This is a genomic window from Streptomyces pactum, from assembly GCF_016031615.1.
Classification (GTDB): domain Bacteria; phylum Actinomycetota; class Actinomycetes; order Streptomycetales; family Streptomycetaceae; genus Streptomyces; species Streptomyces pactus.
Genome location: NZ_JACYXC010000001.1, coordinates 5,171,832 through 5,188,464, shown reverse-complemented (window position 1 = coordinate 5,188,464; position 16,633 = coordinate 5,171,832). Strand labels below are relative to the sequence as shown.

Here is a 16,633-nt window from a genome sequence, read left to right as displayed (position 1 = left end):
CGTGCCGGTCAGCCGGTGGCGGGTCCGGGCGGTCGGCGGACGGTGATGTCGGCGACCGTGTCGTAGAAGGACAGGTGGTCCTTGAGCGCCGCGACGGCGGGTATCGGGTCGCGGTAGGACCAGACCACGTCCGGGCGGACCTCGCCGCCGCCGGTGTACGACCAGTACGACGCGGTGCCCTTGTAGGGGCAGACGGTGTGGGTGGTCGTCGGCTCGAACAGGCTCAGGTCCACGTCCTGCGCGGGCAGGTAGTACCGGACCGGCAGACCGGTCTCGTACACCAGCAGCGGCCGGACGGACTCGGCGACCAGCCGGCCGGCTATCTCCACGCGCACGTGCTCGGTGCCCGGCACGACCCGGACCCGGTGGGCACGGCCTGCCCGGCCGGTGCCGTCGGTGCGGGTGCTGCCGGTCCGCGGCTGCGGTGCGTCCGGGTCCGCGGGGTGGTGTGCGGCCATGGGCGTCCCCCTGTTCCTCACGTCCTGCGGGGAGAACGCGGGGCCGGCCGGGCCGAATTCCCGCCTCCGGGGGCGGGAACCGGCCAAGCTGCGCGGGGCGCGGACCGGCCGCGACCGGGTGCACCGCACGCCGTACGCGGCCGTCGCCGGCGCCCCCGACGCCCGCACTACCGGATCTTGACCGGCCTTTTGCCTGATCAACAGCTACGGAATGGACCCCTCCGGCGAGAAATGTGCACGATACACATCAACGCCGGAGGCGCCTCGCCGGCCCCGGCCGGTCCGGGACCGGAGCGGGTTCGGTGGGTAGGACCACCGCGGATGCCGGCCGGCAGGTGCGGGTCGGGCAGCTCCCGGGCCCGGGTGCCGGGTCCGGCGGTTCTCCGGGTCGGGTCCGGCGGTTCTCCGGGTCGGGGTTCCGGGGCCGGCGGTCTCCCGGTGGTGGTTCCGGGGCCGGCAGCGCCCTGGCCGGGCAGATTCCTGGTCCGGCGGGTCCTGGTCCGGGTCCGGCCCGCTCCCCCGTCCGTCGTCCGGGACCCCCCGGTCGTCGTGACCGGTGCCGCCCGCGGCCACGGTCCGCACTGCTGGAACACACCGCTTGGAGGCGGCTGCCGTATGTCCGATGAAGCCTGTGCCCGCACCGACGCCGCGGGTACCGCACCGCCCGGCCTCCCGCCCGGCACGCCGGAGGGGCCCGCCGGGCCGGACGCCGGTCGCGCGACGGGCGGCGCCCTCGTGGCGGTGCTCGCCTTCTGCGGCATCGCCGTGTCCCTGATGCAGACGCTCGTCGTGCCGCTGCTGACCGATCTGCCGCGGTTGCTGGACACCTCGTCCTCCGACGCGTCCTGGGTGATGACCGCCACGCTGCTGTCCGGTGCGGTCTCCACGCCGGTCATGGGGCGGCTGGGCGACATGTACGGCAAGCGCCGGATGCTGCTCGTGGCGCTGTCCCTGCTGGTGGCCGGCTCGCTGGTGTGCGCGCTCACCTCCGACCTGGTGCCGATGGTGGCGGGCCGGGCCGTCCAGGGCGGCGCGATGGGTGCCATCCCGCTGGGCATCAGCATCATGCGCGACGAGCTGCCGCCGCGGCGGATGGGCTCCGCGATGGCGCTGATGAGCTCCTCCCTGGGCATCGGCGGCGCGCTGGGGCTGCCCGCCGCCGCGCTGGTCGCCCAGCACACCGACTGGCACACCCTGTTCTTCGGTGCCGCGGGGGTCGGGACGCTGGCGATCGTTCTGGTGCTGCTGGTGATACCGCGGTCCCCGGTGCGCAGGCCGGGGCGGTTCGACGCCGTGGGCGCGGCCGGGCTGTCGGCCGGGCTGCTGACGCTGCTGCTGCCCATCACCAAGGGCGCCGACTGGGGCTGGAGCAGCGGACGCACCCTGGGGCTGTTCGGCACCTCGGCGCTGATCCTGCTGGTGTGGGGGTTCGTGGAGCTCCGTACCGAACAGCCGCTGGTCGATCTGCGTACCACCGCGCGGCGGCAGGTACTCCTGACGAATGTCACGTCCATCCTGGTCGGCTTCTCGTTCTACGGGATGTCGCTGGTGTCCCCGCAGGTGCTCCAGCTGCCGGCGGCCACCGGGTACGGGCTGGGCCAGTCCATGGTGATGGCGGGGCTGTACCTGGCGCCGATGGGTGTGGCGATGATGCTGGTCTCGCCGCTGTCCGCGCGGATCAACGCCACGCTCGGCCCGAAGGTCTCGCTCCTCATCGGCCTGGCGGTGATCGCCGCGACCTACGGCGGGGGCACGGTGATGCTCGGCTCGGTCTGGCAGGTGGCGCTGCTCGCCGCCGCGCTCGGGGTGGGCGTCGGGATCGCCTACTCGGCCATGCCGACGCTGATCATCAGCTCGGTACCGCCGCACGAGACGGGTGCCGCGAACGGCCTGAACACCCTGATGCGGTCGATCGGGATGTCCACCTCCAGTGCGGTGGTCGGGGTCATCCTGGCCCATCGGACGACGCCGTTCGGCCCGCTGGACCTCCCCGACCTGAGCGGCTTCCGCGCCGCGTTCCTGGTGTCCTGCGGGGCCGCGGTGCTCGGCCTGACCGTGGCGCTGTTCCTGCCCGGTCACCGGCCGGGCGCGATCGCCGGCGGCCCGGACCCGGTGGCGGGCACCACCCTGCGCGCCGCGGGTGGCGGGCAGGCCCGTACGGACGCCGCCGTGGCGGGTGCGGGTGTGCCGAGCGCGGGTGCGGGTGCGGCTGCCGTGGCGGCTGCGGGTGCTGGTGCGGGTCCGGTGGTGGGCGCGACTGCGGGCGCCGGCGCGGGTGCCGTGGAAGGTGCGGCGCCGGGCGCCGAGGGGCCCGGCGGCGGCAGCGGTGGGCCGGGCGCGCCGGCCGGTGCCGGCGGAGGTACGGGCAGCGGGTGAGCGGCCCGGGGGGGGCGCGGCGCGCGGGCGCCGGCGGCCCAGCGAGCGCGGCGCGGGCGCCGGTGGGCCGGTCAGGTGATGCGCCACGGTGCGGCCGGGCGGGTTGCCGACCGGCATCATCCTCCGCGCCGGGCGGCGGCGGGTCGGTCGGGTCGCCGGGCCGGGGGGCCAGAGGCCGGAAGGTCGGTCAGGCGCAGGGGGCGGGGAGGGTCAGTCGTCCTCGGGCAGGCTCTCCCACGCCTCGCCGTCCTCGCGCAGCTCGTACCCGTCCGCCTCGGCGATCGCCCGCGCGTGGGCCTTGCTGCGCAGGGTGACGTCGTGGGTCCGGCTCTGGACCTCGGCGTGGACGCCCGCGCGGTCGGCCACGGCCTCGATCGCGTGGGTCTCGTAGACGACGCGCTCCGGCTCGGTGGCGCTCCGTACCACGTACATGCTCACTGCCATCGGACTCACTCCCCGCACACGAGTCCCCTGGGTTCAGCATCCCACCCGGCACCGCGCTCCTCCCCTCCGTTGGGCCATCCAGCGGTGCCGTGTCCGCCCGGCCGGGTCCGGGCGGTGGCGACCGGTGGTGCGGTGGGGGCCGGGCCGCCGCGGCCGGTCGTGCGGTGAGGGCCGGCCGGCCCTCACGCAGCGTGGTGCCCGGACTTTCCCGGCTGGCCGGAGCGGGGGAAGGTGGAGGTGATCCGTTCGGGAGGTACACCATGCGCAAGACCGTGGACTGCCGGGACTTCCCCGGCGCGGAGCACTGCACCCTGACGCTCAGCGGTGAGGAGGAGGACGTGTTGCGCGCCGCGACCGAGCACGCGGTCCGTGCGCACGACCAGGTGGACTCGCTGGACCTCCGGGCCGCGCTGCGCAGGGCGCTGAGGGACGCGGCCCCGCGGGACGCCGCCTGACCGGTCCGGGAACGCCCTCCGGGTGACAGGTCGCCCGCGCGGGCGGGACGCGGCGCGTTCGACGTGGCGGCCGGAGGGTGGGGACGGCGGCCGCGCGCCGGGCTCGGCCCGGTCGGGCGGGGCGGGCACGCGCGCGGGGCATGCGCCGTCCTTCGGCCTCGGCCGGGAGGGCGCCCCCGCAGGGGTGCGGCGGGCCTTTGGGGCGGGTGTGCGGGCGCGTCCGGGGCGTCCCGGCCGCCGCCCGTCCGGATGCCGGACGGGCGATGCGATGGGTGTGCGGTGCACGGGACCGGGCGGTGTCGCCCGGGCGGCCGCCGTCCGGCCCCCGGGCGCCCCTGAGCGGCTGGATTCCGGCGCGCTCCGCCCCGTACCGTCCTGATCCAGAACACGCGCGCCCCGGCACGGCGGACGGCCTGACCGGGCTGAAGAGGGGGAGTACGAGCATGACGAGCACCACCAGCGACTGGCTGCGCCAGTTCCGGCCGGCGCCGGACAGCGAGATCCGGCTGGTCTGCTTCCCGTACGCGGGCGGCGCAGCCAGCTACTACTTCCCGCTGGCCAAGGCCCTGGCGCCGGGGATCGACGTCCACGCGGTGCAGTACCCCGGCCGCCAGGACCGCTACCGGGAGCCGGTCATCGACGACATCCACCGGCTGGCGGACGCGGTCCTCCCGGTGGTGGCCGAGCTGACCGACCGGCCGCTGGCGCTGTTCGGCCACAGCATGGGCGCGGTGCTGGCCTACGAGGTGGCGTTGCGGCTGGAGGAGCGGCACGGGGTGAAGCCGCTGGTCCTCTTCGCGTCCGGCCGGCGGGCGCCGTCCCGCTACCGGGACGAGGACGACGTGCACCTCCGGGACGACACCGCGCTGCTGGCCGAGATCCGGTCGCTGGAGGGCACGAGCAACGCGGTGCTGCAGGATCCGGAGCTGCTGGAGATGGTGCTCCCGGCGCTGCGCGGCGACTACCGCGCGATCGGGACGTACCGCAGCGTTCCGGGCGCCTCGGTGAGCTGCCCGGTGGTGGGCCTGATCGGTGTGGACGACCCGAAGGTCTCGGCGGAGGAGGCGCGCGACTGGGAGCGGCACACCCGTGGCGGCCTCGACCTGCTGTCGTACCCCGGCGGCCACTTCTTCCTCACCGACCGGATGACGGAGGTCGCGGAAGTGATCAAGGACCGGCTGGGGGCGCTGCGGGGCACCGCCTGACCCGCCGCCCGACGCACCGGTGACCGGCAGCACCCGTCGGCCCGGGCCCGATCCCGGACAGCGGGTCGGGCCCGGGGGCGGTGCCCGGCGGCTCCGGGCTGGTAGAGCGGGGGCTGTTGCGGGTCCGGGTACGGGTCGGTAGGGCCGGGCGCGGGTCGGAGTCCGACGCGGGACCGGGCACATGGGGCGTGGACCGGGGCCGGCCCGGTACGGACGTGCGGCACGGCGCCCGGCCGGCTGCGGGTGCCGGTTTCCCGGTCGGCAGCCGGCACCTCGGCCCGCGGCCGGCACCTCAGCCCGTGGCCGGTACCTCAGCCGGTGGCCGGTTCCTCGGCCGGGGCGGGGTCGCGGACCGGCAGTGCGGTGGTGAGCAGGGCCAGCACGGCGAGTGTCCCGCCGCACCACACCACCGCCTCGACCGTGGTGCGGTCCGCCACCTGGCCACCGAGCAGCGCGCCGGCGGCGATGGCCATGTTGAACGCGCCGACGAAGAGCGCCGCACCCGCTTCCCGGGCCTGCGGGGCGACGGAGCGCAGCATCCAGGTCTGGGTGGTCACCGACACCCCGCCGTACGCCAGCCCCCACACCACCAGCAGGGCGACCGCCCCCGGGGTGGACCGGCCCAGCAGCGGGACCAGGAGCTGGGCGGCGGCGAGGAGGGCGCAGAGCACCAGCAGGGTGCGGCGCGGATCGCGGTGCGCGGCGGAGCCGGCGAGGAAGTTCCCCACGATGCCGGCCACGCCGTAGCAGAGCAGCAGGGTGCTGATCAGGCCGGAGTCCACCCCGGAGACGTCCTCCAGTACCGGCCGCACATAGGTGTAGGCGCCGAAGTGGCCCGTGACCAGCAGCACGGTGATGACCAGACCGGTACGGAGCCGGGGGACGCGCAGCAGCCCGGGGACCTCGTTGAGGCGGACCGTACCGGCGGGGGGCAGCGGCGGCAGCAGGACGGCCATGGCCACGGTGACCGCCACGGCGAGCCCGCCGACGGCCGCGAACGCGACCCGCCAGTCGGCGAGGTCGCCCATGAGGGTGCCGGCGGGGACGCCGAGAACCGAGGCCACCGCGATACCGCTGAAGATCACCGAGGTGGCCGCGCCCACCGACCGCTCCGGTACCAGCCGGGCCGCCAGACCGGCGGCGATCGCCCAGACACCGCCGATGCTGATCCCGACCAGGACCCGGGCGAAGAGCAGCACCGGGAAGACCGGTGCCAGCGCGGAGAGCACGTTGGCGGCGGCGAGCAGGCCCATGAGCCCGCAGAGCACCAGCCGCCGGTCGAGCCGCCCGACGGCGACGGTGAGCAGCGGGGCGGCGAGGGCGGCGATGACGCCGGGGACCGTCAGGGCCAGTCCGGCGGTGCCGTCGGAGACGTCGAGGTCGCTTCCGATGGCGGTGAGCAGGCCGACCGGCAGCATCTCGGTGGTGACGACGGAGAAGATCCCGACGGCGACCGAGCACACCGCGAGCCAGCCGGTGAGGGGGGTGGTGGTGCGGGGGCCGTCACCTTCCGGGGCGGCCGTGAGTTCCGTGGTTCTGGGCATGGCTCCAGCGAACCGCCCGGCCCGTACGGGAACAACGCCGAAGCTCTCAACCTTCCATGAGTGAGGCTCAACGATGGTGGGCGGGCTGGTGGGTGCGGTGGGGCGGGTCGGTGCGGTGGCGGGCAGGCCCCGGTGGTCCGGTCCTCGGGCGGGTGCGGACGGCGGCCCGGTGCGGTGGCGGTCCGCTGCGGCGCCGGGCGCGGTGGCGGGTGAGGTGGCGGTGAGGTGGCCGTGCGGGTGTCCGGCTGCCCGGGCTCGTGGCGGGCCGACGGGAGTGCTGCCTCTGGGGCGCGAGGTGCCCCGCCGGGCGCGGAGTGGGTGGTCGGTGCGGCGGACGGGCGGGTGCGGGTGGGCGGTGCCGGGGGGTGGCGGGAGGGTGGGCGGCGCACCCGCGGTGCGCGCACGGGTGACCGGGCCCGGCGCGTGCGGGTGTGGGCGGTCGTGGTGGAACCGGGTGCGCGGTGGTGGCGGAGATGGCGGAGGAACACGGCGGCAGGGGTGCCGGGCGGTGGCGTCCCGGCCGGGCAGGGGAGGATGGATGGCGGACGGCGGCGGGCCGGAGATGCGCGAGCTGGAGTGCTTCCTCACGCTCAGCGAGGAGTTGCACTTCGGCCGGGCGGCCGAGCGGCTGTACGTGTCGCAGAGCAGGGTGAGCCAACTGCTGCGCACCCTGGAGCGGCGGATCGGCGGCCGGTTGCTGGAGCGGTCCAGCCGCCGGGTGCGGCTGACCCCGCTGGGCGAGCGGTTCCTGGCCGAGCTGCGGCCCGCCCACGCGGCGCTGCACGCCGCGGTGGAGGGCGCCCGCTCGGCGGCGCGGGGGGTGGAGAGCCGGCTGCGGGTGGGGTTCCTCGGCACCGCCGACGAACGGGTGATGGACGGGATCAACGTGTTCCGGGACCGTCGCCCGGGGTGTGAGGTGGAGACCGTGGAGATCCCGCTGTCCGACCCGTTCGGCGCGGTGCGCGACGGGACGGTACACCTCGCGATCGTGCTCCTGCCGGTCACCGAGCCGGATCTGGTGCTGGGACCGACCTTCTCCCGGCAGCGGCAGACGCTCGCGGTGTCGGTCCGCCACCCGTTCGCGGCCCGGGAGTCGCTGCCCGCCGAGGAGCTGGCCCGGTGCCCGCTGATCGGTCCGGCGGAGCCCGCGCCCCGGTACTGGCGGGAGTTCATGGCGCCTCCGGTCACGCCGGGCGGGCGTGCGGTGCCGCGCGGGCCGGAGGTGCGGACCCTGCAGGAGGGGCTGACGGCGGTGGCGGCGGGGCGGGGCACGATGCTCTGCTGTGCGCCGACCGCGCTCTACCACGGACGGGTGGACATCGTCTTCGTACCGGTGGAGGGGCTGCCGCCCTCGACGCTGGGGCTCGTGTGGCGCCGCTCCCACGAGACGGACGGGGTACGGGCCTTCAGCCGTGCGGTGGCGGAGGGCGTGGTGCGGGCGGAGGGCGCGGCAGGCGTCTCCCCCCGCGGGCCTCACCCTCCCGGACGGCGCGACGGGCGCGGGGCGAGGGGAACCCGCGGGGCGGGCGGCAGGCGCGGGGCGGGCCGAGGGGCCGGTTCCGGCGTCCGTGACTCCCGCCCGCCGGCCGCTCACCACCGCCGGACCGCCCCGCGCCGCCGGGCGGCTCCGTACCGCGTGACGCCGCACCGCGTGACGCCGTACGGGTGAGGCCCGTGCCACCGGGCTCCCGCCGGATCCCAGCCGGTGCCCGCACCGCGACCGGGCACCGGAGCCGCGCGGCGGACGCGGCGCGGCGGGCCTGACGCGGCCGACAACCGCCGGATGCGCCGGCTCCCCCGGCGGGCAGGTCCGTTCCGTACCGTCCCTGCCGGGGACCGCGCCGGACGCCCCGGGAACGGCCCGGACAGCCCGCCCCACGCCCCGTGGCGCCGACCCGCCCCACGCCCGTGGCGCCGGCCCGCGCACCGGATGCCGTTCGGCCCCCGCCCCGGGCCACCCCCGGCCCCGCGCCGCCGGGCGGCTCCGCACCGCGTGACGCCGTACCACGTGCGCCGCACCGCGTGACGCCGTGCGGGTGAGGCGCGTACCACCGGGCGCCCCGCCGGCTCCGGCTCCCGGAGGTCCCCCGCGTACCGGAGTCCCCCGCGGAGGGGGCGTGCCGGTCCGGAACGCCGCCGGGCCACTCCGTGGCGCGGGCCGGTACACCCGAAAGCCGCGCACAACAGGCGATATCCGCCCCAGTTGCTAGATTCCCGGCCATGAGGGCCACGACCGCCGACGCTCTCCCGCCGCCGCTCCGGGTTCCCCGGCGCCGTGGTGTGGAGCTGGGGCTGATCATCGGCGCCGTGCTGATCTGCGTCGGGGGGTACGTCTCGGTCGGCCTGGCGGTCGGCGGCGCGGTACCGCCGGACGCCGTCCGGTGCGGTGCCGGGATGGGGGTCCTGGCCCTGCTGGCGCACCTCGCCGTGCGGTGGCGGGCGCCGTACGCCGATCCGCTGCTGCTGCCGATCGCGGTGCTGCTCAACGGGCTGGGCCTGGTGCTGATCCACCGCCTGGACCGGGCGACCCCGGGCGAGCGCGCGGCCCCGGCCCAGCTGGTGTGGTCCGCGCTCGGTGTGACGCTGTGCGTCGTGGTGGTCCTGTGGCTGCGCGACCACCGGGTGCTCCAGCGGTACGGGTACCTGTGCGCCGCCTCGGCACTGGTGCTGCTGACGGTGCCGATCTTCTTCCCGCCGGTCAACGGGGCCCGGCTGTGGGTGCGGTTCGCCGGGCTGTCCATCCAGCCGGGCGAGTTCGCCAAGGTGCTGCTGGCGGTGTACTTCGCGGCCTACCTGGCGGCCGGCCGGCACGCCCTGGCGCACCACCGCCGCCGGGTGTGGCGGATGCGGCTGCGGCTGCCGCCGGGCCGGGTGCTGGGGCCGGTGGTGGCCGCCTGGCTGGCGAGCGTGGGGGTGCTGGTGCTGGAGCGGGACCTGGGGACGTCGATCCTGTTCTTCGGCCTCTTCGTGATCATGCTCTACGTGGCCACCGGCCGGATGCTGTGGATCGTGCTGGGGATCGCCCTGGCCGCCGCCGGGGCGAGCGCGGTCGCCAGGTTCGAGCCGCATGTGCACCAGCGGGTGGCGGACTGGCTGCACCCGCTGGCCGGCACCGGCCCGGAGGACGGCGGGGCGGGGCAGCTGGCGCAGTCGCTGTTCTCCTTCGCCGCCGGCGGCACCCTCGGCACCGGCCTGGGCGAGGGCCACTCCGTGCTCATCGGATTCGCGGTGAAGTCGGACTTCATCCTGGCCACCGCGGGCGAGGAGCTGGGGCTGGCGGGGCTGACGGCGCTGCTGCTGCTCTACGCACTGCTGGTGGCGTGCGGGTACCGGGCGGCGCTGGGGACCCGGGACCCGTTCGGCCGGCTGCTGGCGGTGGGGCTGGCGTCGATCCTGGCGCTCCAGGTCTTCGTGATCGCCGGCGGGGTGACCGGGCTGATCCCGCTCACCGGGATGGCGATGCCGTTCCTGGCCCAGGGCGGTTCCTCGGTGGTCACCAACTGGATCGTCATCGCGCTGCTGCTGCGGGTCAGCGACGGCGCGCGGGCCGGGCGGGCGGTTCCGGCCGTCCCGGTCCGGGAGGCGGTGCCGGTGCCGGGGGTCCGCGCGTGAACCGGCGCGTCCGGCGGCTGGCGGCGTTCTGCGTGCTGCTGCTGGTGGCGCTGCTGGCCAACGCCGGCCGGATCCAGACCGTGGACCGGGGCGACTACGCCGGCAACCCGGCCGACCGGCGTCCGGCGATCGCCCGGTACGGCCAGCCGCGCGGCGACATCCTCGCCGGCACCGAGGTGATCACCGGTTCGCGGGACACCGGGCAGCGGCTGCGGTACGAGCGGACCTACCCCGACGGGCCGCTGTGGGCCCCGGTGACCGGCTTCGCCTCCCAGCGGTACGGCACCTCGCTGCTGGAGGCCGCCGAGGACGAGCTGCTGGCCGGCACCGACGCCCGGCTGGACCCGTTCCCGCTGTGGCGGGAGCTGACCGGGGCCCGGCACCCCGGCGGGTCGGTCCGCACCACCGTGCTGCCCGCCGCGCAGCGGGCCGCGTTCGCCGCGCTCGCCGGACGGGCCGGGGCGGTGGCGGCGCTGGAGCCGGCCACCGGGAAGATCCTGGCGCTGGTCAGTTCGCCGGGGTACGACCCGGGCGAGCTGTCCGGGAACGGCCCGGCGGCGGCCCGGGCGTGGGAGCGGCTGGCCGCGGATCCCGGCCGTCCGATGCTCAACCGGGCGCTGGGCCGCACCTATCCCCCCGGCTCCACGTTCAAGATCGTCACGGCCGCGGCGGCGCTGGAGCACGGGGTGGTCACCGATGTGGACGCGCCGACCGACGCCCCCAGCCCGTATGTGCTGCCGGGGACGGTGACGCCGCTGCGGGACGCCGCGCGCGGCTGCGCCCGCGCCTCGCTGCACCGGGCGATCGTCGCCTCCTGCAACACGGTGCTGGCCCGGCTGGGGGTACGTACCGGCCTGGACCGGATGGCGGCCACCGCGCGGGACTTCGGTTTCGACCAGGACGGGCTGACGGTGCCCTCGCCGGTGGCCCGCAGTACGTTCGGCACCGGGATCGGCGACGAGGCGCAGCTGGCGCTGTCGTCGATCGGCCAGTACGACACCGCCGCCACCCCGCTGCAGATGGCGATGGTGGCGGCGGCCGTCGCGGCGGACGGCGACCTGATGCGCCCCTACCTGGTGGACCGGGTGACCGACTCCCGGGGCCGCACGGTGGCCTCCACCCCGCCCGTCCTGCTGCACCGGCCGGTGAGCCCGCGGACCGCCGCCGAGCTGCGGCGGATGATGGTGGACGCGGTGCGCCACGGGACCGGGTCCCGGGCGGCGCTGCCGGGCGCCACGGTCGGCGGCAAGACGGGCACCGCGCAGCACGGGGTGGACAACACCCGCACCCCGTACGCCTGGTTCATCGGCTGGGCGCGCCGGGACGGGGAGCCCGGCCCGGAGGCCGCGGTGGCGGTGGTGCTGGAGGAGGCGGCACCCCGGCGGGACGACATCGCCGGCGGCGGGCAGGCCGCTCCGGTGGCCCGCGCGGTGCTGGAGGCGGTGCTGCGGGACCGGGCGGCGGGGCGGCACTGAGCGGCGGGGGACGGCGGGCCACGGCCCGCGGTGGGGGCGGCGGGGCACGGCCCGCGTCAGGGTCACGGCGCACGCAGGACCACGGCGCTCAGCGGGCACGGTGCCGGGGCTCCGGCGCGTGGCGGGGCGGCGGGTCACGGCGCGCGGTGGGCCGGCGGGTTACGGCGCGCGGTGGGCCGGCGGGTTACGGCGCGCGGTGGGCCGGCGGGCAGGCGGCAGGACGGCGGGCGCGTGGCGGGACGGCGGGCCACGGCGCGCGGCAAGGCTCCGGCCCGCGCCGGCACACCAAGGTGATCCCGCACCGGGCGGCCGGGCGGCCCCGGCGGGACCGTGCCGTCAGGACGGGCGGATCTCCGGGAAGCTGAAGCCGTAGCCCCGTTCCTTCAGCCAGGGCAGCACCTGGCGCAGCGCGGCCACGGTCTGGCCGCGCTGCCCGCCGCCGTCGTGGAAGAGGATGGTCGGCCCGTTGGCCAGCTCCGCCTTGACCGTGCGGACGATCCGGTCGGAGCCCGGCAGCTCGAAGTCCTTGGTGTCCACGTTCCAGCCCAGCGGCCGCATGCCGTGGGCGGCGGCGATCCGGCGGCTGTCGGGGGTGAACGCGCCACCGGGCGCCCGGTAGTAGGGCACCTCGGCGCCATCCGACGCTTCCTCGATCATCTTCAGCGAGTCGAGGATCTGCCGCTCCTGGTAGGCGACCGGCTTGCGGTCCATGGTGACGTCGTGGCCGACGGTGTGGTTGCACAACCGGTGGCCGGCGCCGACCACCCGCTTGACCAGGTCCGGGTGGGCCTTGGCCTGCGGGCCGATCATGCAGAAGGTGGCCTTGACCCCGTGCTCGTCGAGCACCTCCAGCACCTGGGGCGTCCAGGTGGGGTCGGGCCCGTCGTCGATGGTGATGTTCACCGCCCGGCCGCCGCTCTCGGTGGCGTGGGCGATGTCCTCGGGCACCGGCTTCACGGTCGCCGCCGGCGGGCGGGCGTGCTGTCCGCCGCCAGGGCGCGGCCCGGCACCGGGCTTCTTCGCCGCGGCGTCCTCCCGCCCGGACGAACCGCCGCCCGCCAGGAGCGTGACCGCGACGGTCGCGATGAGGGCGAGCGCCGCGGCGAGGACGAGGGCCAGCCGCCGCTGCTGTTCGTTCAGTCGTGCCATGCCCGGAAAGAGGGACGGGAGCGCGTCGGGGTTCCGGTCCCACCGCACCGGACGGCCGCGTACCGCATGCGCCCGGACACACCCCCGCACCGTCCGGACACACCCCCGCGCACCGGAGACGCCTCCGCACACCCGGCACACCCCCGCAACGCCGGAGGCCCATCCCGCACCGCCCGGAGGATGTCCCGCGCGCCCGGAGACGCCCCGGCACGCGCGCCCGGCCGCTCCCGGGAGAGGCGGGAGCGGCCGGGCCGCCGCCAGGAGTGCCCGGGCCCGGGGGCGCGCCTCGTCCGCGCCCCGTGGCGACCGCGCCCCACCCCGCCCGCGGTGACCGCCGACCGGGGGGCCGGCGCCCGGGTCGACCGGCGTCCGGGTCGACCGGCGGCCGCCGACCGGGGCGCCCGGCGTCCTCCGGCGCGCGCCGGATCAGTCCGCCGCGCCGGCGGCGATCGCCTCGTTCACCTCCTTCACCCGGGCCGCCTCCTCGGCCGCGAAGCGTGCGGCGTCGAGGTGGTCGGCCTTCTCCTCGTCCTCCGCCATCAGCAGGTCGAGGTTGCTGTCGCCCATCTCCAGCACCCCCATGTCCACGTAGGCGCGCTGGAGCCGTTCGCCCCACAGGCCGATGTCCTTCACGCAGGGCACGATGCGGCTGAACAGCAGCTTGCGGAAGAGCTGCAGGTACTCGGACTGCTCGGTGTACTCCATGGCCTGGTCGTGCGGGATGCCGAAGTTCTCCAGCACCTCGACGCCGCGCAGCCGGTCCCGCATCAGGTAGCAGCCCTCGATGACGAAGTCCTCGCGCTCGCGGCGTTCGGCGTCGGTGAGCTGCCGGTAGTAGTCGCGCAGCGCCATCCGGCCGAAGGCCACGTGCCGGGCCTCGTCCTGCATCACATAGGTGAGGATCTGCTTGGGCAGGGGCTTGTCCGTGGTGTCCCGGATCAGGCCGAAGGCGGCGAGTGCCAGGCCTTCGATCAGCACCTGCATGCCCAGGTAGGGCATGTCCCAGCGGGAGTCGCGGAGGGTGTCCCCGAGCAGGCTCTGCAAGTTGTCGTTGATCGGGTAGGCCATCCCGACCTTCTCGTGGAGGAACCGGCTGTAGATCTCCGCGTGCCGGGCCTCGTCCATGGTCTGGGTGGCGGAGTAGAACTTGGCATCCATGTCCGGGACCGCCTCGACGATCCGGGCCGCACAGACCATGGCGCCCTGCTCACCATGGAGGAACTGGCTGAACTGCCAGGCTCCGTAATGTCTACGTAATTCGCCTCTCTCCTTCTCACTCATCTTGTCCCACAACGGGGTGCCATGGATCATCAGCGCCTCGTCGGGCGAGCCGAGCGGGTCGTAGGGGTCCACCTCCAGGTCCCAGTCGATCCGCGTCACCGCGTCCCACTGCTTGTCCTTGCCCTTCTGGTAGAGGGCGAGGAGCCGCTCGCGGCCCTGGTCGTACTCCCAGTTGAAGCGTGCGGCGCCGGCCGCGGGCACGCCCCATATCGGTTCCTGCGGTGGCTGAGCGTAGAGATCGAGCGTCGACACCGACGCCTCCTTCACCTGCCTGTCCCCCGTTCCGGAAAGGTCACCGCGCAGGCTCACACGAGGACGCAGCGTGGTCAACAAGTCCTTTGGTACCAGGGATTGACGCGCTTACTGACACGGAGTCTCATAAGGGGGAACCGATGGGCGGTGTGATGGCGAGGTGCGACCAGCGATGACTTCCACGATCGACCCCTCCGTGCCCCGGGACGCGCTCGGGCTGCTCAAGGACCGGGAGCTGGTCGCCGAACGGCTGCTGGAGTCCTCCGCCAAGCACTCCTACGACCCGGACGCGGAGCTGGACTGGGAGCTGCCCTTCGAGGAGGGCAAGTGGTTCTGGCCACCGGAGCTGGTGTCGCTCTACGGCACGCCGATGTGGCGGCGGATGCCGGAGGAGCAGCGCATGGACCTGGCCCGGCACGAGGCCGCCGCGCTCGCCTCGCTGGGCATCTGGTTCGAGATCATCCTGATGCAGCTGCTGGTCCGGCACATCTACGACAAGCCGGTCACCAGCGCGCACGTGCGGTACGCGCTGACCGAGATCGCCGATGAGTGCCGGCACTCCAAGATGTTCGCCCGGCTGATCGAGAAGACCGGAGCGCCTACGTATCCCGTCTCACCGCTGCACCACAATCTCGCCCGGGTGCTGAAGAGCATCTCCACCACCCCCGGTTCGTTCGCCGCGACCCTGCTGGGCGAGGAGATCCTGGACTGGATGCAGCGGCTGACCTTCCCGGACGCCCGCGTCCAGCCGCTGGTCCGCGGTGTCACCCGCATCCACGTGGTGGAGGAGGCGCGCCACGTGCGGTACGCGCGGGAGGAGTTGCGCCGCCAGATGGTCAGCTGCCCGCGGTGGGAACGGCAGCTGACCCGGCTCAGCTCCGGTGAGGCGGCCCGGGTCTTCGCCGTCGCGTTCGTCAACCCGAAGGTGTACGAGGACGTGGGGCTGGACCGCCGGGAGGCGGTGGCGCAGGTACGGGCGAGCGCGCACCGGCGGGAGGTGATGCAGACCGGCGCCCGGCGGCTCACCGACTTCTTCGACGACATCGGGCTGCTGCGCGGCGTGGGCCGGAGGCTGTGGCGCAGCTCGGGCCTGCTGGCCTGATCGGCCGCCCGGCCCGGCCCGTCAACGGGCGGGCCGGGGCACCCGGCACCGTTCCGTGGCCGGCGTCAACCAGGCCCGGACACCCGGCACGCGACACGGGTCCGTGGCGGGCGTCAACCGGGCCCGGGGTGCGTTCGGGGCCCGGCCCCGGACGCGCCCGGCGGGCGGTTACGCTGCCTGCCATGGAGACAGGCAGCGCCGTACCGGCGGCCGCGCGGCGCGGCGCGTACCGCAGGCTCGGCGTGGAGGAGCGGCGCGGCCAGCTCATCGCGGCCGCCCTGGACCTCTTCGCCCACCGGGCCCCGGAGGACGTCTCGCTGGACGACGTGGCCGCGGCGGCGGGCGCCTCCCGGCCGCTGGTCTACCGCTACTTCCCCGGCGGGAAGACGCAGTTGTACGAGGCGGCGCTGCGCAGCGCGGCGCAGGAGCTGCGGGACTGCTTCACGGTGCCGGCCCGGGGCCCGCTGACCGAACGGCTGGCCGGCGCGCTCGACCGCTTCCTGGCGTTCGTGGACGGCCACGCGGCCGGCTTCAGCGCGCTGCTGCGGGGCGGCTCGGTGGTGCAGACCTCCCGTACCAGCGCGATCGTGGACGAGGTGCGGCGCGCGGCGGCCGAACAGATCCTGCGGCACATGGCGGTGGCCGAACCGCGGCCCCGGCTGGGGATGATGGTCCGCACCTGGATCTCCGCGGTGGAGGCGGCGTCGCTGATCTGGCTGGACGAGGAGAAGCAGCAGGACGTCGCGGAGCTGCGGGACTGGCTGGTGGACCACTTCGCCGCGCTGCTGGCGGCCACCGCCGCCACCGACCGGCAGACCGCCGCGGTGCTCCGGTCGGCACTGGCCCTGGAGGCGGCCGACGGGCGGGCCGGACGGCTGGTCCGCAGGGCGCTGCCGCTGGTCGGCGGCGCCGGGCACCTGCTGACCGAGCCCCGCCCGCCGCACCCGCCGGCGCACCGGACGCCCCGACAGCCCGGCAACCCATACCGCCCCGGAGGCCTGACGGTCCCCCGCCCCGGGGCACCCGCCACCTCCGTCATCCCCGCCGCCCCGGCGCCCACGCACCCCTGACGACCCGCCAACCCCGACGGCCCGGCAACCCTTACCGCCCCCGACGGGCCGGCAACCATACCGCCCCGGCACCGCCGGCACTCCGGCCGCCTGCCCCGCCCCGGCATCCGCCCCGGCCGACCCCGACTGACCCCGCCCGGCCCGGCACCCAGGACCGGTGACCCGCCACCCCCGTCCCGCCCGCGCCGCAGCCGCCCTGGCCCGGCAGGG

Annotated in this window: 11 protein-coding genes and 2 pseudogenes; 8 read left to right on the top strand and 5 right to left on the bottom strand. The window is 75.9% G+C overall.

Features of this window, described 5'->3' with window-relative positions; translation table 11 throughout:
• Positions 1-8: 8 nt before the first annotated feature.
• Positions 9-458 (bottom strand): DUF427 domain-containing protein, encoded by a 450-nt coding sequence (locus tag IHE55_RS20390; RefSeq protein WP_197990325.1) that lies wholly within the window; start codon positions 456-458, stop codon positions 9-11.
• Positions 459-1,073: 615 nt separating this feature from the next.
• Between IHE55_RS20390 and IHE55_RS20385 the strand changes: the two genes are divergently transcribed.
• Positions 1,074-2,834 carry an MFS transporter gene (locus IHE55_RS20385; RefSeq protein ID WP_232265641.1) on the top strand — a complete coding sequence of 587 codons (1,761 nt, stop codon included), beginning with the start codon at positions 1,074-1,076 and terminating at the stop codon, positions 2,832-2,834.
• A gap of 210 nt (positions 2,835-3,044) precedes the next feature.
• On the opposite strand, the gene IHE55_RS20380 is transcribed toward IHE55_RS20385, so the two are convergent.
• Positions 3,045-3,278, bottom strand: coding sequence for a hypothetical protein (locus tag IHE55_RS20380; RefSeq protein ID WP_197990324.1), 234 nt, complete (start codon positions 3,276-3,278; stop codon positions 3,045-3,047).
• Between the two features lie 260 nt (positions 3,279-3,538).
• Between IHE55_RS20380 and IHE55_RS20375 the strand changes: the two genes are divergently transcribed.
• The gene (locus tag IHE55_RS20375; RefSeq protein WP_197990323.1) at positions 3,539-3,733 is read left to right on the top strand and encodes a DUF1059 domain-containing protein; all 195 of its coding nucleotides are present in this window, start codon (positions 3,539-3,541) and stop codon (positions 3,731-3,733) included.
• Positions 3,734-4,176: 443 nt separating this feature from the next.
• Complete coding sequence (locus tag IHE55_RS20370; protein WP_197990322.1) at positions 4,177-4,938, top strand: thioesterase II family protein; 762 nt, start codon at positions 4,177-4,179, stop codon at positions 4,936-4,938.
• Between the two features lie 311 nt (positions 4,939-5,249).
• On the opposite strand, the gene IHE55_RS20365 is transcribed toward IHE55_RS20370, so the two are convergent.
• The gene (locus tag IHE55_RS20365) at positions 5,250-6,482 is read right to left on the bottom strand and encodes an MFS transporter (RefSeq protein ID WP_197990321.1); all 1,233 of its coding nucleotides are present in this window, start codon (positions 6,480-6,482) and stop codon (positions 5,250-5,252) included.
• A gap of 538 nt (positions 6,483-7,020) precedes the next feature.
• On the opposite strand from IHE55_RS20365, the pseudogene IHE55_RS20360 reads away from it, so the two are divergent.
• From IHE55_RS20360 to IHE55_RS20350, 3 genes and pseudogenes are all read left to right on the top strand, one after another.
• Positions 7,021-7,908, top strand: a pseudogene (locus IHE55_RS20360) (LysR family transcriptional regulator); the annotation flags it as partial.
• 794 nt (positions 7,909-8,702) lie between these two features.
• Positions 8,703-10,094: an FtsW/RodA/SpoVE family cell cycle protein gene (locus IHE55_RS20355; RefSeq protein WP_197990319.1), complete on the top strand. Its 1,392-nt coding sequence runs from the start codon at positions 8,703-8,705 to the stop codon at positions 10,092-10,094.
• Positions 10,091-11,569: a penicillin-binding transpeptidase domain-containing protein gene (locus IHE55_RS20350; protein ID WP_197990318.1), complete on the top strand. Its 1,479-nt coding sequence runs from the start codon at positions 10,091-10,093 to the stop codon at positions 11,567-11,569. Before IHE55_RS20355 ends, IHE55_RS20350 begins: the two co-directional genes overlap by 4 nt.
• A gap of 336 nt (positions 11,570-11,905) precedes the next feature.
• Here the strand turns inward: IHE55_RS20350 and IHE55_RS20345 are convergent, their stop codons facing one another.
• Together IHE55_RS20345 and IHE55_RS20340 are read right to left on the bottom strand one after the other, a co-directional pair.
• Positions 11,906-12,718 carry a polysaccharide deacetylase family protein gene (locus IHE55_RS20345; RefSeq protein WP_197990317.1) on the bottom strand — a complete coding sequence of 271 codons (813 nt, stop codon included), beginning with the start codon at positions 12,716-12,718 and terminating at the stop codon, positions 11,906-11,908.
• A 426-nt stretch (positions 12,719-13,144) separates the two neighbouring features.
• Entirely contained in the window at positions 13,145-14,251 is a 1,107-nt protein-coding gene (locus IHE55_RS20340) for a ferritin-like domain-containing protein (protein ID WP_197990316.1), read from the bottom strand.
• Positions 14,252-14,423: 172 nt separating this feature from the next.
• Between IHE55_RS20340 and IHE55_RS20335 the strand changes: the two genes are divergently transcribed.
• Both IHE55_RS20335 and IHE55_RS20330 read left to right on the top strand, forming a co-directional pair.
• The gene (locus tag IHE55_RS20335) at positions 14,424-15,353 is read left to right on the top strand and encodes an AurF N-oxygenase family protein (protein WP_197990315.1); all 930 of its coding nucleotides are present in this window, start codon (positions 14,424-14,426) and stop codon (positions 15,351-15,353) included.
• 182 nt (positions 15,354-15,535) lie between these two features.
• Positions 15,536-16,276: pseudogene (locus IHE55_RS20330) on the top strand (TetR/AcrR family transcriptional regulator); the annotation flags it as partial.
• Positions 16,277-16,633: the final 357 nt, after the last annotated feature.